Source organism: Citrobacter sp. CK195 (assembly GCF_030333365.1).
Lineage (GTDB): Bacteria > Pseudomonadota > Gammaproteobacteria > Enterobacterales > Enterobacteriaceae > Citrobacter_B > Citrobacter_B koseri.
On sequence record NZ_JAOWGB010000024.1, the window covers coordinates 309,826 to 331,933 of the forward strand.

The window sequence follows — 22,108 nt, forward strand, 5'->3', positions numbered from 1 at the left end:
CCTTGCTTTGTCATTGATATCAATGGACTAGCGAAATTCATCCTGTTTGTCACATTGATAACGAATCAACCGGTCGGTTTTGCAGGAAAGTGAGAAGCCAGTCAAAAAAGAAAGCGTATTGGCTGCGTTCGTTTGCCGGATGGCGGCGCTAAAGCGTCTTATCCGGCCTACAAAATGCGCAACCTGTTGGCCTGTGCCGGATGGCGGCGCTAAAGCGCCTTATCCGGCCTACGAAATGCGTAACTTGTAGGCCGGATAAGCGAAGCGCCATCCGGCGGGAGTTACAGCATTGCGCCAACGCTCAAAACAGCCATATTCAGTAGCGTCAGGATCAGCAGCAGCGGCGCGACCCACTTCAGATACCGCACATACGGCACGCGCGCAATCGCCAGACCTCCCATTACGACCGCCGACGTCGGCGTAATCAGGTTCACAATCCCGGACGCCGATTGATACGCCGTCACCACCAGATCCCGTTGCACATGGGCGAAGTCCGCTAACGGCGCCATGATCGGCATGGTCAACACCGCCAGACCAGAGGAAGAGGGCACCAGGAATGAGAGCAATACTTCCAGCCAGTAAGTGACATTGATAAAAATGGTGGTGGACAAGCCAGATACCAGATTTTCCGCGCTGTGCAAAATGGTATGCGTAATCATGCCATTATCCATCACCACCACAATGCCGCGTGCAATACCGATAATCAGCGCTACGCCAAGCAGATCCCGCGCGCCGTCGATAAACGTACTGGTGAACGCCTCTTCGCTCATCCGGGCGATAACGCCGACGATAATCGCGGACGCCAGGAAAACGCCGGAAATTTCCGCCATCCACCAGCCGAGAACCGCGACGCCGTAAATCATCACGGCAAAGGCGGCGGCGAAAATCAGCAAGATCCATTTGCGGGTTGCGGTGAACTCCAGCAGCGTGCTGGAACGGTTGCCAAGAAAGTGAGCGCGGTTCTCCTCCATCTTATCCGCCACGATAGATAACTCCGGGTTGCTGCGCACTTTGCGGGCATAGCGCATCACCCAGACCACGCAAATAACATAACCAACGACCAGCAGAATGATGCGTAACAGCATACCCTGAGTGAACGGGATTCCGGCGGCGTTGGCGGCAATCACCGTGGCAAAAGGGTTGATGGTCGAACCGAGTGTGCCAATACCTGCGCCGAGCAGCACGGTGGCGGCCGCGACCAGCGGATCGAAGCGGGCGGCCATCATCACCGGAACCAGCAGCGTGTAGAAGGGGAGTGACTCTTCCGCCATCCCGTAAATCGTCCCGCCTGCGGCAAAGAGTCCCATAAGTATGGGGATCATCCACTCCTCTTTGCCGTTGAGCCGTACCGTGACGCGTTCAATACCCGCATCAATTGCACCGGTTTTGTTCACTACGCCGAGAAAGCCGCCGATGATTAGTACAAACAGCGCCACATCGATTGCGCCTGCGGTATAGGTTTCGTGGTTGTAGAGGCCGTCAATGGGGGCCAACAGTACGGCGGTAATCCCTTGCGGATGCGACTCGGCAGGAGCATAGGTGCCCGCGACCGGAACCTCTTTACCCAACGTGGGGTTCATCGCCATCTGGTATTTGCCCGCCGGGACAATCCAGGTCATCACAGCGACCAGTGCGATAAGAATAAACAGGATGGTATACGCGCTGGGAAATTTAAATTTGCCCATGGTGTTCTCTCCAGATAACACGGGCATGCGTCGTCAGGCGGCACATGCCCGGAGGGGTTAGTCGCCGAGCGTCGCCACCATGACCGCTTTAATGGTGTGCATACGGTTTTCCGCTTCGTCAAACACGATGGAGTGGGCTGACTCGAACACCTCTTCCGTCACCTCCAGTCCTTTCAGGCCATAGGCGGCCTCGATTTCGCGGCCCACTTTGGTGTGCTCGTTGTGGAAGGCGGGCAGGCAGTGCATAAACTTCACGTTGGGGTTGCCGGTGGCGTTGATGACCTGCTGGTTGATCTGGTAGGGCTTCATCAGGCTGACGCGCTCCGCCCACGCCTCTTTTGGTTCGCCCATCGACACCCAGACATCGGTATAGAGGAAATCTACGTCATAAACGCCTTCCTCCACGTCCTCGGTTAGCGTAATGCGCGCGCCGGTGACGCTGGCGATGTCGCGGCACTGCGCCACCAGTGCGTCGTCCGGCCAGAAGGATTTCGGCGCGACCAGGCGGATGTCCATCCCCATTTTTGCCGCGCCGACCATCAGCGAATTGCCCATGTTATTGCGGGCGTCGCCGAGGTAAGCGAAGCTGAGTTCAGGCAGCGTTTTGCCCGGCGCATGTTCCAGCATGGTCATCAGGTCGGCGAGGATCTGCGTAGGGTGAAATTCATCGGTCAGGCCGTTCCACACCGGTACGCCCGCGTACTGCCCCAGTTCTTCAACGATCTGCTGACCAAAACCGCGATACTCAATGCCGTCATACATCCGGCCCAGCACGCGGGCGGTATCTTTCATGGATTCTTTATGCCCAATCTGCGAGCCGCTTGGCCCGAGATAGGTCACCTGTGCGCCCTGATCGAATGCGCCGACCTCAAACGCGCAGCGGGTGCGGGTGGAGGTTTTTTCGAAAATTAGCGCGATGTTTTTACCGACCAGCGTTTGCTTCTCGCGTCCGGCTTTTTTTGCCGCTTTCAGCTCGATGGCCAGATCGATCAGGTACTGGATCTCCGTCGGAGTGAAGTCGAGCAGTTTAAGAAAGTTGCGATTTTTCAGTGAAGTAGCCATTACAGTGTCCTTGTTAAAATGAATTACCTGATGGCGCTGCGCTTGTCAGGCCTACGGTTATGCGCGTGCTGTAGGCCGGATAAGGCATCGCCGCCATCCGGCAGAAATCGCCTTATGCGTCGTAACCGACGGTTTCGGGTCGAATCAGAGTGCCTTTGTCACCGCTGAGAATGGCCGGGCCGTCGGCCAGTGAACCGATGCCGGCAATCCCCTGGCAGTGGCTGACAAACTCGGCGCAGGCGGTGACTTTCGGCCCCATCGAACCGGCATCGAACTGCATTTCGCTGAGCAGTTCCGGCGTTACCTGAGCCATCGGGCGTTGGGTTGGCTTGCCCCAGTCGAGGTACACCGCGTCGGCATCGGTCAGGATCAGCAGCGCGTCCGCGTGGATTTGACTGGCGAGCAGAGCGGCAGAGAGGTCTTTGTCGATCACCGCTTCAATGCCATGAAAACCATCGGCTTTTTCCACTACCGGCACGCCGCCGCCACCGTTGCAGATCACGAGATGGTCGCGGGCGATCAGGGCGCGGATCGCGTCGCTCTCAACGATGCGTTTGGGCTGTGGCGAAGGCACTACGCGGCGAAACGCTTTTCCGTCGGCTTTGAAAATCCAGCCTTTTTCCGCCTGTAGCGCGTTGGCCTGGTCGCCGTCATAAACCGGGCCGATATATTTGGTTGGGTTGCGGAATGCCGGATCGTCGGCGTCCACCTCCACCTGAGTGAGCAGGACGCTGATTTCACGCTGCGGAAGCTGGTTTTTCAGCGACTGTTGCAGCATGTAGCCGATCATCCCCTGGCTTTCCGCGCCGAGAATATCGAGCGGGTAGGGGGTGACGCGGTCATAGGCGCTGTTCTGTAACGCCAGCAGGCCAACCTGCGGGCCGTTGCCGTGTACCAGCACCACGCGCCACTGTTGCGTCAGTTGGGCGATGGTTTTTGCCGCCAGATCGATGTTTTTGCGCTGGATATCCGCTTCCAGCGGTTCGCCGCGTTTGAGCAGCGCATTGCCGCCCAGTGCGACAACCAGAGTGGGTTTGTTGTCCATAATCGCTTCCTTAAATGCCGTCGCGTTCCAGCGGGCAGCTCATGCAGCGCGCGCCGCCGCGTCCGCGTCCCAGTTCATCGCCAGGAATGGGCAGAACGGTGATGCCCGCTTTGTCGTATTTTTCGTTGGTCCAGATGTTGCGCTCGTAGCCGACCACCACACCGGGGCGCAGGGTGAGAACGTTATTGGCGTCATTCCACTGCTCACGTTCGGCTTCGAAGGCATCGCCGCCAGTGGTGATCAAACGCACCTGATCAATGCCGAGGGCTTTTTCGATGGCGTGTACCAGCGTGCTTTCCTGGGTACGCTTCAGCCCGCCGCGCCCGTCCGGTGTTAAGGTCCAGCACTGGACGTCCGGGCGAACCACTTCCGGGTAGACGGAGAAGGTGTCGATGTCGATATGGGTCATGACGGTATCGAGGTGCATGCAGGAACGGTGTTTTGGCAACTCAACGGCGATGACGCGCTCGGCCTGGCGATGTTTAAACAGCGACTGGGCGAGGAACTCGATCCCCTGCGGGGTGGTACGTTCAGACATGCCAATTAGCACGGCGCCGCGACCAATAACCAGCACGTCCCCGCCTTCTAACGTGGCATGGTCGTAATTAATGTTTTCGTCGCCGAAATATTTAATAAATTCGCCATCCGCAAATTGTGGATGCCAGCGATAAATCGCCCGCAGGTTATTGGTCTCACGCTGGCGCGCTGTTTTTGCCATTGGGTTGATCGACACGCCGTTATATATCCAGCATGAGGTGTCGCGGGTAAATAAGTGATTGGGTAATGGCTTCATAATAAAGTCATTAATATCGTGTGTATCAACCACCATATTTTTAATCGAGGCGGGGATTTCGCCATATGTCAGCCCACCGCTTAAATGGCGCGCTAATTCCCGGTGCGGCATATCCGCCAGCCAGGCGCGAATATCCGCCGCGAACGTCGGGCCCAGGCGATAGTCGGAGATTTGTGTTTCCAGTAGCCAGGTTTTGGCTTCGATAACATCCAGTGTTTGCGTCAGCAGGTCGGTTAGCAGCAACACCTCTATGCCTTGTTGGCGTAACGTATTAGCGAAAATATCGTGCTCTTCGCCTGCGCGTTCCACCGACAAAACGTCATCAAAAAGCAACTCCTGGCAATTTGACGGCGTCAGTCTTTTCAGACTGAGATTAGGGCGGTGTAACATCACACTACGTAATTGACCGATTTCAGAACCGACATAATGTTTTTCCATCACGATACCTTTTACTCAATTTTCAGGAATAAAGAAGTGGTGGCTGCAAATAATTAAATTGTTTGCAGTCATTACTGTTCAGCTAATTTTCGGAAATCATCATTGATTCTAATTCGGTCTGATAATGTGATGTGTTTCACATCGGAAGGGATATTTAATTTTTCTTATTTAATATATGAGCGAGGTCAGAGAAATTGAAAAATAAAGAGAGTAATAACTGAATTACTACGCAATAAAATGTCTTGTTATTCTTTTTTGTTAATTATTTGTAGATGATCTAAATTTATTATTTAATTCTATCTTGTTGATTTTATGGTGTTTTATTTTTGTCTGTGCATAGGTATGCGGGAGGGTTATTTTATTATTTTTACCTTAACGTAAATCATAAAATAACTATGGTGATAAATGCAGGTTATGCAGGGAAAAGGAAGTGTGATCAACAAGGTGTTTTTCTGATAAACCCTTTTATAACAGCACATTACGGTTTTTACTGTAAAGTGGAGGGGGAAAGTTATGCAAAGGATATGCATAATCTTCGATGACGATTAACAGTCGGACAACATCTTCAGCGATAAACATGCGCTGACGCAAAACATCGTGAAATAGAAGTGGTATGGCAGCGGTTTTTTTCGTATAACCATAAAAATGAAACGTTGTTTTATTTAAGGAGTCTGTGATGATCGTTGGCAATATCCACAATCTGCAACCCTGGCTGCCGGACGTGCTGTGTCAGGCCATTGAACATATTAAAGCGCATGTGACGGATGAAACGGCAAAGGGCAAGCATGATATCGACGGCAATCGCCTGTTTTATCTGGTTTCGGAAGATATGACCGAGCCGTTTGAAAAGCGTCGTGCGGAGTATCACGCGCGCTATCTCGATATTCAGATCGTATTAAAGGGGCAGGAAGGAATGACCTTCAGCACCCAGCCTGCGGGCGCGCCAGAAACTGACTGGCTGGCGGATAAAGACATCGCGTTTTTGCCTGAAGGGGCAGAGGAGAAAACGGTGATCCTTAATGAAGGCGATTTTGTGGTCTTTTACCCGGGGGAAGTCCATAAGCCGCTGTGCGCCGTAGGGGCGCCAGCTCAGGTACGCAAAGCGGTCGTTAAGCTGCTGGTCGAGTAAGTTGTATTGCCGGGTGGCGACGCAAAACGTCTTACCCGGCCTACGGGAGCACGATCTGTAGGCCGGATAAGACTAATCGTTATTTCGCCAGCGTTGCCACCATCACCGCTTTGATGGTGTGCATCCGGTTTTCCGCCTGGTCAAACACGATGCTGGCCGGAGATTCAAACACCGCATCGGTCACTTCCATCCCGCCGTGCAAACCGAACTCTTCGGCCATTTTCTTGCCAAGCGTGGTCTGATCATCGTGGAATGCGGGCAGGCAGTGCAGAAACTTCACCTGAGGATTACCGGTCTGCGCCATCATCGCGCTGTTTACCTGATACTGACGCAGCAGCGCGATACGCTCCGCCCATTTCTCTTTTGCTTCACCCATCGACACCCATACGTCGGTATAGATAAAGTCCGCGCCTTTCACGCCTGCTGCGATATCTTCAGTCAGCGTAATGTCGCCGCCGTTCTTTTGCGCCAGCGCTTTGCACTCTGCGACCAGGCTCGCTTCCGGCCAGCAGGCCTGCGGAGCCACCAGACGTAAATCCAGCCCTGTCAGCGCGGCGGCTTCCAGCATGGAATTTCCCATGTTGTTACGCGCATCGCCAGCGTAAACCAGCGTCATCTCATTGAAGGCTTTGCCCGGCAGATGTTCCTGCATGGTCAGCAAATCCGCCAGCAGCTGCGTGGGGTGAAACTCGTTGGTCAACCCGTTCCACACGGGAACGCCTGCATATTCCGCCAGCGTTTCTACCACTTCCTGGCCGTGGCCGCGGTACTGAATACCGTCATACATGCGTCCCAGCACGCGGGCGGTATCTTTAATTGACTCTTTATGCCCAATCTGGCTGCCGCTTGGCCCAAGGTACGTTACGCGAGCGCCCTGATCGTATGCGGCAACTTCGAAAGAGCATCGGGTGCGGGTCGAGTCTTTTTCGAAGATGAGCGCGATGTTTTTACCGGTCAGCCTGGCGACTTCTACGCCGTTTTTCTTGTCGGCTTTCAGTTTGGCGGCGAGTTGCAGCAGAGCGGTGAGTTCAGCGGAGGTGAAATCGAGTAATTTCAAAAAATGTTTCTGATAAAACGTAGACATGGTTCCCTCACATGGCAAAGGCCATTTGTTGAATTAAAATTCAATTTATATGGATGATTATGCATTTGCAACCCCATTTAACAAATCTTTCCTGGAAAGGTGGAGGCAATGACAGCGGTGTGTGACAATAAGAGTATCGGCAGGACATTTATGAGGAACGAGCCATGGCAAACCCGGAACTACTGGAAGAGCAGCGTGAAGAGACGCGTCTGATTATTGAAGAATTACTTGAAGATGGCAGCGATCCAGATGCGCTGTACACTATCGAGCACCACTTTTCCGCTGACGACTTCGAAACGCTGGAAAAAGCAGCCGTAGAAGCGTTCAAACTCGGTTATGAAGTGACCGAGCCGGAAGAGCTGGAAGTGGAAGAAGGCGATACGGTGATTTGCTGCGATATCCTCAGCGAATGTGCGCTGAATGCCGATCTGATTGATGCTCAGGTTGAACAACTGATGAACCTGGCTGAGAAATTTGACGTGGAATATGACGGCTGGGGTACGTACTTCGAAGATCCGAACGGCGAAGAGGGTGAAGACGGCGACGATGAAGATTACGTCGACGAAGACGATGACGGCGTACGCCACTAACTCAGAAGCAGAATGTTTGCATAAATTGCCGGATATGGCGTCGCCTTATCCGGCCTGTGGGTGACTTACAGCGTTTTCAGCATGCGGACTTCGCAGTCAACATGCCCGGTGCAGCCCAGTGGTTCGCTGATATGCTCAAATCCCAGATGTTCATACAGGCCAATTGCTTCGCGTAAGGATGCGGTGGTTTCCAGGTAGCAGCGTTTAAACCCCTGCTCACGCGCGTGCTCCAGCGCCATCAGCGCCAGTTTCTTCGCCAGCCCCTGGCCGCGCACCGTCGGCAAAAAGTACATTTTTTGCAGTTCGCAGATATCCGGTTCGCTACAGCCTAACGCCGCCACGCCGCCGCCGCCCACCACCTGACCGTTCTGCTCGACGACCCAATAGGCCGCGCCTGGCTGACTGTAAACCTGGAACAATTCATCCAGATTAGGATCGGCAACCGTATAGCCTTTATCAGCGGTCAGGCCGTATTCAGCGGAAACCTGGCGGATGACGCGGGCGATGGCGGCGTTATCGTCAGCGGTAAGACGACGCAACGTTGCCGGGACAGAGGTAATGACACTCATAGCGAACTCATGACAGAAACGTGGAACATATGCAGTTAATAACACTGCGGGGAGGGGGAGTGCAAGCGAGGATAATTCAACAAAAAGCCTCTTAGCGAGTGCGTCAGAGGCTTTTATCGTCCGTGGTGCCGGATGCGCTGAAGATGCCTGTAGGCCGGATAAGCGTAGCGCCATCCGGCAAACAGTCAGGTACGATCTTTACAGCGCGGCGATAACTGCCTGCTGTTCAATCAGCTTCGCTTTCGCTTCCGCGTAGTTTTCCAGCTTCTCACGCTCTTTGGCGATCACCGCTTCCGGTGCGCGGGCGACAAAACCTTCGTTCGCCAGCTTGCCTTCAATGCGGCCAATTTCAGCTTCGACCTTCGCCACTTCTTTCGCCAGACGCGCCAGCTCGGCTTCTTTGTCAATCAGCCCCGCCATCGGGATCAGCAGTTCGGCACCATCGATAATCTTCGTCACGGAAACCGGACCTTTGTCATCGGCTGGCAGCACGGTGATGCTTTCCAGACGCGCCAGGTTCAGCAGGAAGCTGCGGTTGTCGTTCACGCGGCGAATCGCTTCTTCGCTGCAACCACGCAGCAGCAGTTCCAGCGGTTTGCCCGGCGCGATGTTCATTTCCGCACGGATGTTACGTACGGCAACGATCGCCTGTTTCAGCCATTCGGTATCGGCCAGCGCGGCTTCATCCACCTGGGAGGCATCGTACTGCGGGAACGGTTGCAGCATGATGGTGTCGGCGGTAATGCCGGAAATCACTTTCACACGCTGCCAGATGGTCTCAGTGATGAACGGGATGATCGGATGCGCCAGGCGCAGCAGACCTTCCAGCACGGTGACCAGCGTGTTGCGGGTGCCGCGCAGTTCTGCTTCAGAGCCGCCGTTCATGACCGGCTTGGTCAGCTCCAGATACCAGTCGCAGAACTGGTTCCAGGTAAACTCGTACAGAATGCCCGCTGCGATATCGAAGCGGAAGCTGTCCAGCGCTTCGCGGTACGCTTTGATGGTCTGGTTGAATTCCGCCAGGATCCAGCGGTCTGCCAGCGACAGGGTCATCTCGCCGCCGTTGAAGCCGCAATCCTGATCTTCGGTATTCATCAGCACAAAGCGGCTGGCGTTCCACAGCTTGTTACAGAAGTTACGGTAGCCTTCCAGACGCTTCATATCCCAGTTGATGTCGCGGCCGGTAGAGGCCAGCGCGGCCAGGGTGAAACGCAGGGCGTCAGTACCGTGCGGCTCAATGCCGTCCGGGAATTGTTTCTCGGTACGTTTGGCAATCTTCTCAGCCAGCTGCGGTTGCATCATGTTGCCGGTACGTTTTTCCAGCAGATCCGGCAGGGAAATGCCGTCAACCATATCCAGCGGGTCGATAACGTTACCCTTGGATTTGGACATCTTCTGGCCTTCGTCATCGCGAATCAGACCGGTCATGTAGACGGTCTTGAACGGCACCTGCGGCTTGCCGTTTTCATCTTTGATGAAGTGCATGGTCATCATGATCATGCGGGCAATCCAGAAGAAGATGATGTCGAAACCGGAGACCATCACGCTGGTCGGGTGGAACTGACGCAGCGCGTCGGTGTTTTCCGGCCAGCCGAGAGTCGAGAAGGTCCATAGCGCGGAAGAGAACCAGGTGTCCAGTACGTCGTCGTCCTGGCGCAGCGCAACGTCGGCGCTCAGGTTGTTTTCCTGACGCACTTCGTCTTCGCTACGGCCAACGTAGACGTTGCCCGCGTCGTCGTACCATGCCGGGATGCGGTGGCCCCACCACAGCTGACGGGAGATACACCAGTCCTGAATGTCACGCATCCAGGAGAAGTACATGTTTTCGTACTGTTTTGGCACGAACTGGATATCGCCGTTCTCTACCGCTTCCACCGCCGGTTTTGCCAGCACGTCGGCACGTACGTACCACTGGTCGGTCAGCATTGGTTCGATAACCACGCCGCCACGGTCGCCGTAAGGAACGGTCAGGTCGTGCGGTTTAATCTCTTCCAGCAGGCCGAGGGCATCGATAGCGGCAACCACTGCTTTACGTGCGGCAAAGCGCTCCAGTTTCTGGAACTCAGCCGGGATTTCGTTGGAGTAAACGTCGGACTCTTCGCCTTTGGTGTCATACACTTCCGCGCTTTCACGGATATCGCCGTCAAAGGTCAGAATATTGATCATCGGAAGCTGATGACGACGGCCCACCTCATAGTCGTTAAAGTCGTGCGCCGGGGTGATCTTCACGCAGCCGGTGCCTTTTTCCATGTCGGCATGCTCGTCGCCCACGATCGGAATACGACGGTTCACTAGCGGCAGCACCACGAATTTGCCAATCAGATCTTTATAACGCGGATCTTCCGGGTTGACGGCTACGCCGGTATCACCCAGCAGGGTTTCCGGGCGGGTGGTGGCGACCACCAGGTAATCTTTACCGTCTGCGGTTTTCGCACCGTCAGCCAGCGGATAGCGGATGTGCCACATAGAGCCTTTGGACTCGCGGTTTTCCACTTCCAGGTCAGAGATCGCGGTGCGCAGTTTCGGGTCCCAGTTGACCAGGCGCTTGCCACGGTAAATCAGATCTTCTTTGTACAGGCGGACAAACACTTCTTTCACGGCATTGGAAAGACCTTCGTCCATGGTGAAGCGTTCGCGCTCCCAGTCCACGGAGTTGCCCAGACGGCGCATCTGACGGGTAATGGTGCCGCCGGATTCCGCTTTCCACTGCCAGATTTTGTCGATGAAGGCATCGCGGCCATAGTCGTGGCGGGTTTTACCCTCTTCTGCGGCAATCTTGCGCTCAACCACCATCTGGGTAGCGATCCCGGCGTGGTCAGTACCGACCTGCCACAGGGTGTTTTTACCCTGCATACGCTGATAGCGGATCAGGGTATCCATGATGGTTTGCTGGAAGGCGTGACCCATATGCAAACTGCCGGTGACGTTTGGCGGCGGGATCATGATGCAGAAGCTTTCCTGGCTTTCATCGCCATTCGGCTTAAAGTAGCCCTGCTGCTCCCAGTGCTCGTAAAGCGGCTGTTCGATATCTTGTGGGTTATATGTCTTTTCCATTATTTCCAGGTTGCCGTATTCAGGTTAAAACCAGCCACGCGGTAGGCTTTGTAGCGTTCGCGCGCCAGTTGTTTCAAAGTTTCTTCGTAAGGGACAAAGTCTATCACTTCTGTGAAAGCGGTGGCAAAATCTGCAAAGCCAGTACGCAGGCTGATCAGAATATCACGCGGGCTGCTGTTGCGTTTTTGCGGCCAGGCGATTTCCACCGGCGCGCCGCCGCGCGGACCTTCTCCCGCCAGATTATGCGGGACAAAACTCTCCGGCGGTCTTGCCCACAGCGCTTCATCCAGACGGATGGCCTGTTTTTCGTCTTCACAGGCAATCAGCACGCGTTTACCACTGCGCCAACGTTCTGCGGCAATGTCGCACACCAGTTGTTCAACGGCGCTCAGGCCATCAATGGTGGTGTCATTGTCCAGAATATAGAACGTTGCATTCTTCATATATGGGGCTTCTTGTGGTGAATTTAAATGCGAAGCCGGATGGCGCTACGCTTATCCGGCCTACGGTTAAATACTCCATGTAGGCCGGGTAAGGCGCATATGCGTCGCCATCCGGCAATCATGCAAACTTACTCTTCGCCGTTAAAACCCGCGCGATTGAGCAGGAACTGCGACAGCAACGCCACCGGACGACCGGTTGCGCCTTTCGCTTTGCCGGAACGCCATGCGGTGCCGGCGATGTCCAGGTGCGCCCAGTTGTACTTACGGGTAAAGCGCGACAGGAAGCAACCGGCGGTGATTGCACCACCAGGACGGCCGCCGATGTTCGCCATATCCGCAAAGTTAGACTCCAGCTGTTCCTGGAACTCATCGCCCAACGGCAAGCGCCATGCGCGGTCGCCTGCCTGTTCGGACGCGCTAATCAGCTCATGCGCCAGTGGATTGTGGTTCGACATCAGACCGGTGATGTGATGGCCCAGCGCAATCACGCAGGCGCCCGTCAGGGTCGCGACGTCAATCACCGCTTCCGGCTCAAAACGCTCAACGTAGGTTAACACGTCGCACAGTACCAGGCGGCCTTCGGCATCGGTGTTCAGCACTTCGACCGTCTGGCCGGACATGGTGGTCAGCACGTCGCCCGGACGATACGCTCGCCCGCCAGGCATGTTTTCGCAGCCTGCCAGCACGCCGATGACGTTAATCGGCAACTGAAGTTCCGCGACCATGCGCATCACGCCGTACACTGCCGCCGCGCCGCACATATCGTACTTCATCTCGTCCATGCCTTCGGCAGGCTTGATGGAGATGCCGCCGGAGTCAAAGGTCAGCCCTTTGCCGACCAGCACAACCGGACGCGCGTCTTCGGACGGGTTGCCTTTGTATTCGATAACCGACATCAGCGATTCGTTCTGCGAACCGTGACCGACCGCCAGATAAGAGTGCATACCCAGCTCTTTCATCTGCTGTTCGCCGATGACGCGGGTGATGACGTTCTTGCTGTAGCTGTCGGCCAACTGGCGCGCCTGAGAGGCCAGGTAGGCGGCATTACAGATATTCGGCGGCATATTGCCGAGATCTTTCGCTGCTTTAATCCCGGCGGCAATCGCCAGACCGTGCTGGATCGCACGCTCGCCGCTGGTCAGCTCACGGCGGGTCGGCACGTTGAAGACCATTTTACGCAGCGGGCGACGCGGCTCGCTCTTGTTGGTCTTCAGTTGATCAAAGCTGTACAGCGTCTCTTTGGCCGTTTCGACAGCCTGACGCACTTTCCAGTAGTTGTTGCGGCCTTTGACGTGCAGTTCGGTCAGGAAGCAGACCGCTTCCATTGAGCCGGTGTCATTCAGCGTATTGATGGTTTTCTGAATGACCTGCTTGTACTGGCGCTCATCGAGCTCGCGCTCTTTACCACAACCAATGAGGAGGATTCGCTCGGAAAGAACGTTAGGAACATGGTGCAGCAACAGGGTCTGCCCCGGTTTTCCTTCCAGTTCACCACGACGCAGCAGGGCGCTGATGTACCCGTCGCTGATTTTATCGAGCTGTTCTGCAATCGGAGAAAGGCGGCGTGGTTCAAAGACGCCCACGACGATGCAGGCACTCCGCTGTTTCTCCGGGCTACCGCTTTTTACACTGAACTCCATGCACTACGCTCCTGAATCTTAAAGACAACGGCGGCGGCTACAGTTAGAATTGCAAGCTTTCGTAACTCATGTCCGCAGTTGCGGTGACTTCGTGTTAATCTTAACGTTATTACGGCATTGGCACGTCAGAACGCGTTCTGAGTGGCGAATCCGCTGAGTATAATAATTTTAGCGACGATTTCGACGACTCAAGAGAATAAATGACGTTTAAGCCATGAAACAAGCTAAATTCCTGCAAAAGACGAGTTTTTACGGGCGTATTTAAAGTGATAATCATAAGATATCTGGTGCGGGAGACGCTCAAAAGCCAACTGGCGATTCTTTTCATCCTGCTTTTGATCTTCTTTTGTCAAAAGCTAGTGAGGATCCTCGGGGCGGCGGTTGACGGTGACATTCCGGCAAATCTGGTGCTCTCGCTACTGGGGCTGGGCGTGCCGGAAATGGCGCAGCTCATCCTGCCATTAAGCCTGTTCCTCGGGCTGTTGATGACGCTGGGCAAACTGTATACCGAAAGTGAAATAACGGTCATGCACGCCTGTGGTCTGAGCCGGGCTGTGCTGGTGAAAGCCGCGATGGTGCTGGCGCTGTTTACCGGCGTTGTCGCCGCTGTCAACGTCATGTGGGCGGGGCCCTGGTCATCCAGACACCAGGATGAGGTACTGGCGGAAGCAAAAGCCAATCCCGGCATGGCCGCGCTGGCGCAAGGGCAGTTCCAGCAGGCGACCAATGGCAGCGCCGTGCTGTTTATTGAAAGCGTTGACGGCAGCGATTTTAAAGATGTGTTCCTTGCGCAAATCCGCCCGAAAGGCAACGCCCGTCCTTCTGTGGTGGTGGCCGATTCTGGACATCTGACGCAATTGCGCGACGGCTCCCAGGTTGTGACGTTGAACAAAGGGACGCGCTTTGAAGGTACTGCCCTGCTGCGTGACTTCCGCATCACCGATTTCCAGAACTATCAGGCGATTATTGGTCATCAGGCCGTTGCGCTGGACCCGAACGATACCGATCAGATGGATATGCGCACGCTGTGGCAGACCGATACCAATCGCGCCCGTGCGGAACTGCACTGGCGTATTACGCTGGTATTCACCGTATTTATGATGGCGCTGATGGTTGTACCGCTGAGCGTGGTTAACCCGCGACAGGGGCGCGTGCTGTCGATGCTGCCGGCTATGCTGCTGTATCTGCTGTTCTTCCTCCTGCAAACCTCCCTGAAATCAAACGGCGGTAAGGGCAAACTGGATCCGGTTATCTGGATGTGGGCGGTCAACCTGATCTATCTGGCGTTGGCGGTTGGTCTGAACCTTTGGGATACGGTGCCGGTACGCCGCCTGCGCGCCCGTCTTCTGCGTAAAGGAGCGGTATAATGCAGCCGTTTGGTGTACTTGACCGCTATATCGGTAAAACCATTTTCACCACCATCATGATGACGTTGTTCATGCTGGTGTCGCTCTCCGGCATCATCAAGTTTGTTGACCAGCTCAAAAAAGCCGGGCAGGGGAGCTACGATGCGCTGGGCGCGGGGATGTATACCCTGCTCAGCGTGCCGAAAGATGTGCAGATTTTCTTCCCGATGGCGGCGTTGCTTGGCGCGCTGCTGGGGCTGGGGATGCTGGCGCAGCGCAGTGAACTGGTGGTGATGCAGGCTTCGGGTTTCACCCGGATGCAGGTGGCGCTGTCGGTGATGAAAACCGCCATTCCACTGGTGCTGTTGACAATGGCCATCGGGGAATGGGTCGCTCCGCAGGGCGAGCAGATGGCGCGTAACTACCGTGCGCAGGCAATGTACGGCGGTTCGTTGCTCTCTACTCAGCAAGGCCTGTGGGCGAAAGATGGCAACAATTTCGTCTATATCGAGCGGGTGAAGGGCGACGAAGAGCTGGCGGGCATTAGCATCTACGCCTTTAACGATCAGCGTCGCTTACAGTCAGTGCGTTATGCCGCGTCTGCGAAGTTCGACGCAGACAACAAGGTCTGGCGTCTGTCGCAGGTGGACGAGTCTGACCTGAAAGACCCGAAACAGATCACCGGTTCGCAGACCGTGAGCGGCACCTGGAAAACCAACCTCACGCCGGACAAACTGGGCGTGGTGGCGCTGGACCCGGATGCGCTCTCCATCAGCGGCTTGCATAACTATGTGAAGTATCTGAAGTCGAGCGGCCAGGACGCCGGACGTTATCAGCTCAATATGTGGAGTAAAATCTTCCAGCCGCTTTCCGTGGCGGTAATGATGTTGATGGCGCTGTCGTTCATTTTTGGCCCGCTGCGTAGCGTGCCGATGGGCGTGCGTGTGGTGACCGGGATCAGCTTTGGTTTCGTCTTCTACGTTCTGGACCAGATTTTCGGCCCGCTGACGCTGGTTTATGGCATTCCGCCGATTATCGGCGCGCTGCTGCCAAGCGCTTCGTTCTTCCTGATTAGCCTCTGGCTGATGATGCGTAAGTCGTAAAATCGATCTCTCTCGTTGTTGGCCGGATACGGCGCAGCGCCATCAGGCGCTGCGCTTAGCAAACCAGGATTCCTTCTGTTAGCGTTTTCTACCGCCCATCAGGCTACCTAACATCCCCCGGATAATTTGGTTCGTTACCTGACGCGCTGCACTTTTGGCGACGCTCTGCACCACACCATCACGTTTGCCGCCGCGTGGCCCGGTACTGCCAAACAATATCTCTTTCAGCCCTCCAAGAATTCCGTCATCAACGGCGACTTCTTTGCCTTTTGCTGGCGGATTGTTTTGCTGCTCGGTGGTGGCCTGAACGCCTTTTTGCAGCATTTCATACGCCGATTCGCGATCGACTTCGTCTTCATATTTGCCGTACAGCGAGGAGTGATTGATAAGCCCGTTACGCTCATCGTCCGTCACCGGCCCCATGCGTGAGCACGGTGCGATGACCATCGCTCGTTCAACCACTGATGGGCTGCCTTTGGCATCCAGGAAGGAGATCAGCGCCTCGCCGGTGCCCAGTTCCTGAATCGCTTTCTCGGTATCAAACGCCGGATTCGCCCGCATGGTTTGTGCGGCGGCTTTCACCGCTTTCTGATCTTTGGGGGTGAAGGCGCGCAGGGCGTGCTGTACGCGGTTGCCTAGCTGACCGAGCACGTTGTCCGGGATATCGGAAGGATTCTGTGAGACAAACCAGACGCCCACGCCTTTGGAGCGAATCAGGCGGATAACCTGTTCGATTTTATCCAGCAGCACCTGCGGAGCGTCGTTGAACAGCAGGTGAGCTTCGTCGAAGAAGAACACCAGCTTCGGTTTTTCCAGATCGCCCGCTTCCGGCAGTTGCTCATACAGTTCGGAGAGCATCCACAGCAGGCTGGCGGCATACAGTTTGGGCATCTGGTAGAGTTTTTCGGCGCTGAGGATGTTGATAATGCCTTTGCCGTTGGCATCGGTACGCATCCAGTCTTTGATGTCCAGCATCGGTTCGCCGAAGAAGTGCGCCGCGCCTTGCTGTTCCAGCGACAGCAACCCGCGCTGGATCGCCCCGACCGATGCGCTGCTGATATTGCCATACTGGTTCTGGAAGGATTTGGCATTATCACCAATATACTGCGTGATCGCCCGCAGGTCTTTAAAGTCCAGCAGCAACAGCCCCTGGTCATCGGCGATGCGGAAGATAATATCCAGCACGCCGGACTGCACCTCGTTCAGGTTCAGCAGGCGAGCCAGCAATAGCGGCCCAAGATCGGAGACGGTCGCCCGTAGTGGATGACCTTTTTCGCCAAAAATATCCCACAGCACCACCGGATTAGCGTGCGGTTGCCAGTCGGTGATGCCGATATTTTTCAGCCGTGCGAGCAGTTTTTCAGAAGGTTCGCCTTCTTGCGCGACGCCGGTTAAGTCACCTTTCACATCCGCCATAAATACCGGAACGCCGATGTCTGATAGGGACTCAGCCAGTTTTTGCAGGGTAACCGTTTTGCCGGTTCCGGTTGCTCCGGTAATCAGCCCGTGACGGTTGGTCATGCCCGGCAACAGGAACAGTTCGCTTTCCAGCGTGCGGGCAATTAACAGGGGTGCACTCATGAGATTTTCTCCATTTATCCTGCCTGGAGTATAGGCAACTGCGGCGTACTCTTCACCGCTAAATTGCGGAGATTGCGAGAAGAATTCCAAAAGGGGGAACAAAACCGGGCAGCGAATGCCGCCCGGTGAAGGCAATCAAAAGTCGGCTTGCAGTACCACACGGTAGCGAGCTTTACCGTCACGAACGTGCTGGATGGCCTCGTTGATTTGCGACATCGGGAACAGCTCAGTCGTCGGCGAGACCTTGCTGCGCCCGGCAAATTTCATCAACTTGCGCAGTTCATACGGCGTACCGGTTGCCGAACCGGAGATGCTGCGATCGCCTGCAATCAGGGTAAACGCCGGAACCGGTAGCGGCTTCAGCACCGCGCCAACGGTGTGGAAGTTGCCGCCATAGGCCAGCGCTTCGAAGTAAGGCTGCCAGTCGAGATCGACATTGACGGTGTTGATGATGAGATCAAATTGACCTGCCAGCGCTTTCAACGCCTCTGGATCGCGGCTGTTGACCACTTTATCGGCGCCCATCGCCAGCACTTCCTGTTCTTTGGCCGGACTGGAGCTGAACGCGGTAACCTCGCAGCCCATCGCGTGCAGCAGCTTAATGGCGATATGGCCGAGGCCGCCGATACCGATCACCCCAACGCGACTGGTGGCGGTAACGTGGTGCATCAGCAGCGGTTTGAAGACGGTGATGCCGCCGCACAGCAGAGGGCCTGCGGATTCAATATCGATGCTTTCTGGAAGCGGGATCACCCATTGCCAGTCTGCTCGCAGCTTCTCGGCAAAGCCGCCGCGATTGAGGATAGTCGGCACCGATCCTTCCAGACAGTTAATCTGATTGCCGCTGATACAGGCATCGCAGTGCCCGCAGCTGCGCGCCGTCCAGCCAATCCCGACGCGTTGACCTACCTTCAGACCTTTATCCTGCGCGGCGCTGCCGAGTGCCACGACGCGGCCAATTACCTCATGCCCGGCAACCAGCGGATACTGAGAAAAGCCCCATTCGTTGTCGATCATCGACAGATCGGAGTGGCAGATACCGCAGTAATCTACCTGTACCTCAACATCTTCCGGCTTGAGTTCACCCGCATCATATTCATAGAGTTCAAGTTCGCTGCCCGCCTCTTTTGCGGCATAGCTTTTTATAATAGACATCGTGTTTCCCTCAGTGTGGTGTTGAACTGGAAGTGTAGAGTATGGGAAACGGAGTCGCTTCGCAGAAGGAGGGGTTAAGGAGGTGCCCGCCGTGGGGTTGTGCTGATTTTTTCAACACTTAGCGAGCCGGGCATATGCTACCGCTTGCATGGTGGCGTGTGACAGGTATAATCCACAACGTTTTCCGCATACCTCTTCAGTGCCGAAGTGGCGAAATCGGTAGACGCAGTTGATTCAAAATCAACCGTAGAAATACGTGCCGGTTCGAGTCCGGCCTTCGGCACCATAAGCATGTAAATGGACCTCAACTGAGGTCTTTTTTTATGCCTGAAATCCGCGCTACACAAGGCTTTCCGCGATTTTCCTTTCAATAGAAGTCAATCTGAGTCAACCCACATCAAGTCGCTTGTGAGTATAGAACCGAGTATATATGCTGGTTCGATAATGGTTGTATACTCACAGCGGCACATGGAAGGAGAACTTTTATGGCTCTGACAGATATTAAAGTACGTTCTGCAAAACCGCAGGAAAAGGAGTACACCTTAGTCGATGGGGATGGCATGTTTTTGCTCATTCACCCTAACGGCTCAAAATACTGGCGGTTCCGCTTTCGCTTTGGTGGTAAGCAGCACCTGATGGCGTTTGGGGTTTATCCTGAAACTTCATTAGCTGATGCTCGTCAAAAGAGGGAAGAGGCCAGAAAGCTTGTTGCTGCAGGTATCGATCCCCGTGAACACAAACGTGCAGTGAAAGAAGAGCAGGCGAAAGAGGCTATTACCTTTGAGTCAGTTGCCAGAGAGTGGCACGCAGCAAATAAAAAATGGTCAGAAGAGCATAGCCGACGGGTGCTGAAGAGCTTGGAAGATAATTTGTTCCCAGCAATTGGGAAGCGCAGTATTGATAGTTTTAGTACGCGCGATCTCCTTGTTCCTATCAAAGTAGTTGAGGCTACAGGGCGTCTTGAGGTGGCTTCGCGTCTTCAGCAGCGTACCAATGCGATTATGCGTTATGCAGTGCAAAGCGGTTTGATCGATTACAATCCTGCTCAGGAGATGGCTGGGGCAGTTGCTTCAAGTAATCGTGTCCATCGACCAGCACTTGAACTGAAACGCTTACCTGAACTACTCCACCGAATTGATAGCTACAACGGACGGCTTTTAACCCGTCTGGCAGTTGAGCTCACGTTATTAATCTTTATTCGTTCCAGTGAATTGCGCTTTGCGCGTTGGTCTGAAATCGATTTTGAAACGGCAATGTGGACAATACCGGCTGAACGAGAAGCTATTGAAGGAGTGAAGCATTCACAGCGTGGCTCGAAAATGCGTACGCCTCATTTAGTACCGCTGTCTCGCCAGGCATTAGAAATTCTGAAACAGGTTCACAAGCTTAGTGGCGAGCGTGATTTTGTTTTCGTTGGCGATCATAACCCTCGTAAACCGATGAGTGAAAACACGGTGAACAAGGCGCTGCGCGTGATGGGATACGACACGAAGGTTGAGGTTTGCGGGCATGGATTCAGGACGATGGCATGTAGCTCGTTGATTGAATCGGGGTTATGGTCAAGGGATGCGGTAGAACGACAGATGAGTCATATGGAACGTAACTCTGTTCGGGCGGCATACATTCATAAGGCTGAGCATTTGGATGAGAGACGATTGATGCTGCAGTGGTGGGCGGATTATCTGGATGAGAATCGGAATAGAATGGTTAGTCCATTTGACTTTGGGAAGAAAAGTTAGACTTTAGTTTTTAACCAGCTGTTGAAATCGGCGATTTAATGTGATCATTATCATTGATAATGATTATAGAATCTAGTTATGACGCTTACAGCGTGAGTCTAAGTTAATGATTCTTTATATAAGGTTGTTTACAATTGCTGGTTGTTTTTTCAACATAATCATGCTGTTATGTTATTTTTGAGATGGTTTGACACGATGGGAAATGATAAAAATGTGAAGCTGGGTAGATCGAGGTCTAGTATGATTATCTTGTATCTGCTAGAGTCTCGTATAAGGGAAAATAGAGAAAGATATAAATGAGCGACATTGAGAAAGACAATATGCTACTAAATAAAGTCACCTCGAGTTCTAAAGGTGATAAAGCCTATTGGTCATTTAAGGGGCGAGCAAAAAGACAATATTGTCATGCTTTGATTCAATATCCAGCAATGATGGTTCCAGCTATGCAAGGGGAACTTATAGATGCTGTACTAGAAATAGATTCAAACATAACAAGTATAATCGATCCCTTTGTCGGTTCTGGTACTACTCTTGGTGAAGCTATGTGCCGAGGCCTTGATTTTGTTGGGATTGATATCAATCCCCTTTCAATATTGGCATGTGAGGTTAAGAGTGGTCCATTATATATCGAAGCATTTAAGGAAAAATGCCATATTTTACTTGAGAAAGTGCGTTCTGATATTCGAGTAGATGTGGCTGTTCAAATAACAAATATTGATAAATGGTTTACTAAAGAGGTTCAGTTGGCTCTAAGTAAGATATATAGAGCTATTCAAAGTGAAAATTCTAAGTGGGCTAGGAAAATATTTTGGCTCTGCATGAGTAATACTGTTCGTACAGTATGTAATTCTAGAGGCTCAACGTTTAAACTTCATATTAAATCAATTGAGCAAATAGGAAATACCCCTAATACCTTGGATGTTTTTACAAAAAACATTGAAAAAACTATAGTCGCATTACGTGAACAAAAAAAAATACTTAGTGAAATGGGAAGCTTAAATAAGTCTATTTCTAAGAGTAAAATAAAAATAATACATACTGATACCTCGAAAAAAATAGGTAAAGATATTCAATGTGATCTTCTGGTCAGTTCACCACCATATGGTGATAATAATACTACCGTAACATATGGGCAATTTTCTTATTTATCCTTGAAGTGGATCGATGAAAAGGACATTGATAATCTAAAAATCAAAGGCTTACTTGAAACTCAAAATAAAATCGATTCGAGTAGCCTTGGTGGATCCATTAAGGGGGCGAGTGAGAAATTTGAGCTGCTAAAATATAAGTCTTCTTCTTTATGTAATACTGTGAAGGCGATTTCAGCCGTTAATTCAGAGAATGTTAAAAAACTAATTACGTTTGTTTTTGATCTGGACCTTGCCTTGGATAATGCATTATTAACTCTGCGTAAGAATGCATACATGATTTGGACATTAGGTAATAGAAGAATTTCAAATATTGAAGTGCCTCTTGACAAAATAATGAGGGAAATTCTAGAGCATAAAGGCTGTGTCTTTATTCATCAAGTGGAAAGGGAAATTTTATCCAAAAGAATGGCAATAAAAAATAGTATTGCAAATACAATGGATAAAGAGTTGATTCTGATGATGAGAAAATAACTCTATTTCAGGTGGTGTTATTTTTATATT

The 22,108-nt window shown here is 53.1% G+C and carries 18 protein-coding genes and 1 tRNA gene; 8 read left to right on the forward strand and 11 right to left on the reverse strand.

Annotation, left to right across the window (positions count from 1 at the left end):
* Positions 1 to 281 precede the first annotated feature (281 nt).
* From OGX93_RS12645 to arcA, 4 genes are all read right to left on the reverse strand, one after another.
* Entirely contained in the window at positions 282 to 1,685 is a 1,404-nt protein-coding gene (locus tag OGX93_RS12645) for a YfcC family protein (RefSeq protein ID WP_024130766.1), read from the reverse strand.
* A 57-nt stretch (positions 1,686 to 1,742) separates the two neighbouring features.
* A complete protein-coding gene (argF, locus tag OGX93_RS12650) occupies positions 1,743 to 2,747 on the reverse strand; it encodes an ornithine carbamoyltransferase (RefSeq protein WP_012134335.1) in 1,005 nt (334 codons plus the stop codon).
* Positions 2,748 to 2,859: 112 nt separating this feature from the next.
* A complete protein-coding gene (gene arcC / locus OGX93_RS12655) occupies positions 2,860 to 3,792 on the reverse strand; it encodes a carbamate kinase (protein ID WP_286449905.1) in 933 nt (310 codons plus the stop codon).
* A gap of 10 nt (positions 3,793 to 3,802) precedes the next feature.
* The gene (gene arcA / locus OGX93_RS12660; protein WP_012134333.1) at positions 3,803 to 5,023 is read right to left on the reverse strand and encodes an arginine deiminase; all 1,221 of its coding nucleotides are present in this window, start codon (positions 5,021 to 5,023) and stop codon (positions 3,803 to 3,805) included.
* 676 nt (positions 5,024 to 5,699) lie between these two features.
* Here arcA and OGX93_RS12665 point away from each other — a divergent pair.
* On the forward strand, positions 5,700 to 6,152 hold the full coding sequence (locus OGX93_RS12665) for a YhcH/YjgK/YiaL family protein (RefSeq protein WP_153258557.1): 453 nt from the start codon (positions 5,700 to 5,702) through the stop codon (positions 6,150 to 6,152).
* 79 nt (positions 6,153 to 6,231) lie between these two features.
* Here OGX93_RS12665 and argF (OGX93_RS12670) read toward each other — a convergent pair whose 3' ends face one another.
* Positions 6,232 to 7,236: an ornithine carbamoyltransferase gene (gene argF, locus OGX93_RS12670; RefSeq protein ID WP_012134329.1), complete on the reverse strand. Its 1,005-nt coding sequence runs from the start codon at positions 7,234 to 7,236 to the stop codon at positions 6,232 to 6,234.
* A 164-nt stretch (positions 7,237 to 7,400) separates the two neighbouring features.
* Between argF (OGX93_RS12670) and rraB the strand changes: the two genes are divergently transcribed.
* Entirely contained in the window at positions 7,401 to 7,826 is a 426-nt protein-coding gene (gene rraB / locus OGX93_RS12675) for a ribonuclease E inhibitor RraB (RefSeq protein ID WP_047459344.1), read from the forward strand.
* 65 nt (positions 7,827 to 7,891) lie between these two features.
* Here the strand turns inward: rraB and OGX93_RS12680 are convergent, their stop codons facing one another.
* The 4 genes from OGX93_RS12680 to pepA form a co-directional block, all read right to left on the reverse strand.
* Positions 7,892 to 8,395 carry a GNAT family N-acetyltransferase gene (locus tag OGX93_RS12680; protein WP_286449904.1) on the reverse strand — a complete coding sequence of 168 codons (504 nt, stop codon included), beginning with the start codon at positions 8,393 to 8,395 and terminating at the stop codon, positions 7,892 to 7,894.
* A gap of 198 nt (positions 8,396 to 8,593) precedes the next feature.
* A complete protein-coding gene (locus OGX93_RS12685) occupies positions 8,594 to 11,449 on the reverse strand; it encodes a valine--tRNA ligase (protein ID WP_012134320.1) in 2,856 nt (951 codons plus the stop codon).
* The gene (holC, locus tag OGX93_RS12690; protein WP_012134319.1) at positions 11,449 to 11,892 is read right to left on the reverse strand and encodes a DNA polymerase III subunit chi; all 444 of its coding nucleotides are present in this window, start codon (positions 11,890 to 11,892) and stop codon (positions 11,449 to 11,451) included. The genes OGX93_RS12685 and holC overlap by 1 nt, the downstream gene beginning before the upstream one ends.
* 128 nt (positions 11,893 to 12,020) lie before the next feature.
* Positions 12,021 to 13,532: a leucyl aminopeptidase gene (pepA, locus tag OGX93_RS12695; RefSeq protein ID WP_047459338.1), complete on the reverse strand. Its 1,512-nt coding sequence runs from the start codon at positions 13,530 to 13,532 to the stop codon at positions 12,021 to 12,023.
* A gap of 153 nt (positions 13,533 to 13,685) precedes the next feature.
* On the opposite strand from pepA, the gene ytgA reads away from it, so the two are divergent.
* From ytgA to lptG, 3 genes are all read left to right on the forward strand, one after another.
* Entirely contained in the window at positions 13,686 to 13,736 is a 51-nt protein-coding gene (gene ytgA, locus OGX93_RS12700; protein ID WP_211180521.1) for a protein YtgA, read from the forward strand.
* A gap of 62 nt (positions 13,737 to 13,798) precedes the next feature.
* Positions 13,799 to 14,899, forward strand: coding sequence for an LPS export ABC transporter permease LptF (gene lptF, locus OGX93_RS12705; RefSeq protein WP_012134315.1), 1,101 nt, complete (start codon positions 13,799 to 13,801; stop codon positions 14,897 to 14,899).
* Positions 14,899 to 15,981 (forward strand): LPS export ABC transporter permease LptG, encoded by a 1,083-nt coding sequence (gene lptG, locus OGX93_RS12710; protein ID WP_012134314.1) that lies wholly within the window; start codon positions 14,899 to 14,901, stop codon positions 15,979 to 15,981. The genes lptF and lptG overlap by 1 nt, the downstream gene beginning before the upstream one ends.
* A 78-nt stretch (positions 15,982 to 16,059) precedes the next feature.
* Here the strand turns inward: lptG and OGX93_RS12715 are convergent, their stop codons facing one another.
* Both OGX93_RS12715 and ahr read right to left on the reverse strand, forming a co-directional pair.
* Complete coding sequence (locus OGX93_RS12715) at positions 16,060 to 17,562, reverse strand: helicase HerA-like C-terminal domain-containing protein (protein ID WP_115615185.1); 1,503 nt, start codon at positions 17,560 to 17,562, stop codon at positions 16,060 to 16,062.
* Between the two features lie 135 nt (positions 17,563 to 17,697).
* Positions 17,698 to 18,717, reverse strand: coding sequence for an NADPH-dependent aldehyde reductase Ahr (ahr, locus tag OGX93_RS12720; protein WP_012134312.1), 1,020 nt, complete (start codon positions 18,715 to 18,717; stop codon positions 17,698 to 17,700).
* 201 nt (positions 18,718 to 18,918) lie between these two features.
* On the opposite strand from ahr, the gene OGX93_RS12725 reads away from it, so the two are divergent.
* The 3 genes from OGX93_RS12725 (at position 18,919) to OGX93_RS12735 (ending at position 22,078) form a co-directional block, all read left to right on the forward strand.
* Positions 18,919 to 19,003: transfer RNA gene (locus tag OGX93_RS12725), tRNA-Leu, on the forward strand.
* Positions 19,004 to 19,202: 199 nt separating this feature from the next.
* Positions 19,203 to 20,456 (forward strand): tyrosine-type recombinase/integrase, encoded by a 1,254-nt coding sequence (locus OGX93_RS12730; protein WP_286449903.1) that lies wholly within the window; start codon positions 19,203 to 19,205, stop codon positions 20,454 to 20,456.
* 296 nt (positions 20,457 to 20,752) lie between these two features.
* Positions 20,753 to 22,078 carry a TRM11 family methyltransferase gene (locus OGX93_RS12735; protein ID WP_286449902.1) on the forward strand — a complete coding sequence of 442 codons (1,326 nt, stop codon included), beginning with the start codon at positions 20,753 to 20,755 and terminating at the stop codon, positions 22,076 to 22,078.
* The last annotated feature ends 30 nt before the right edge of the window (positions 22,079 to 22,108 follow it).

Coding starts and splice junctions, on each gene's coding strand:
- rraB (WP_047459344.1), top strand. CDS start 7,401: ATGGCAAACCCGGAACTACTGGAAGAGCAGCGTGAAGAGACGCGTCTG.
- lptG (WP_012134314.1), top strand. CDS start 14,899: ATGCAGCCGTTTGGTGTACTTGACCGCTATATCGGTAAAACCATTTTC.
- ahr (WP_012134312.1), bottom strand. CDS start 18,717: ATGTCTATTATAAAAAGCTATGCCGCAAAAGAGGCGGGCAGCGAACTT.
- argF (WP_012134329.1), bottom strand. CDS start 7,236: ATGTCTACGTTTTATCAGAAACATTTTTTGAAATTACTCGATTTCACC.
- OGX93_RS12685 (WP_012134320.1), bottom strand. CDS start 11,449: ATGGAAAAGACATATAACCCACAAGATATCGAACAGCCGCTTTACGAG.
- OGX93_RS12730 (WP_286449903.1), top strand. CDS start 19,203: ATGGCTCTGACAGATATTAAAGTACGTTCTGCAAAACCGCAGGAAAAG.
- arcA (WP_012134333.1), bottom strand. CDS start 5,023: ATGGAAAAACATTATGTCGGTTCTGAAATCGGTCAATTACGTAGTGTG.
- arcC (WP_286449905.1), bottom strand. CDS start 3,792: ATGGACAACAAACCCACTCTGGTTGTCGCACTGGGCGGCAATGCGCTG.
- OGX93_RS12645 (WP_024130766.1), bottom strand. CDS start 1,685: ATGGGCAAATTTAAATTTCCCAGCGCGTATACCATCCTGTTTATTCTT.
- OGX93_RS12680 (WP_286449904.1), bottom strand. CDS start 8,395: ATGAGTGTCATTACCTCTGTCCCGGCAACGTTGCGTCGTCTTACCGCT.
- OGX93_RS12665 (WP_153258557.1), top strand. CDS start 5,700: ATGATCGTTGGCAATATCCACAATCTGCAACCCTGGCTGCCGGACGTG.
- OGX93_RS12715 (WP_115615185.1), bottom strand. CDS start 17,562: ATGAGTGCACCCCTGTTAATTGCCCGCACGCTGGAAAGCGAACTGTTC.
- holC (WP_012134319.1), bottom strand. CDS start 11,892: ATGAAGAATGCAACGTTCTATATTCTGGACAATGACACCACCATTGAT.
- argF (WP_012134335.1), bottom strand. CDS start 2,747: ATGGCTACTTCACTGAAAAATCGCAACTTTCTTAAACTGCTCGACTTC.
- pepA (WP_047459338.1), bottom strand. CDS start 13,532: ATGGAGTTCAGTGTAAAAAGCGGTAGCCCGGAGAAACAGCGGAGTGCC.
- OGX93_RS12735 (WP_286449902.1), top strand. CDS start 20,753: ATGAGCGACATTGAGAAAGACAATATGCTACTAAATAAAGTCACCTCG.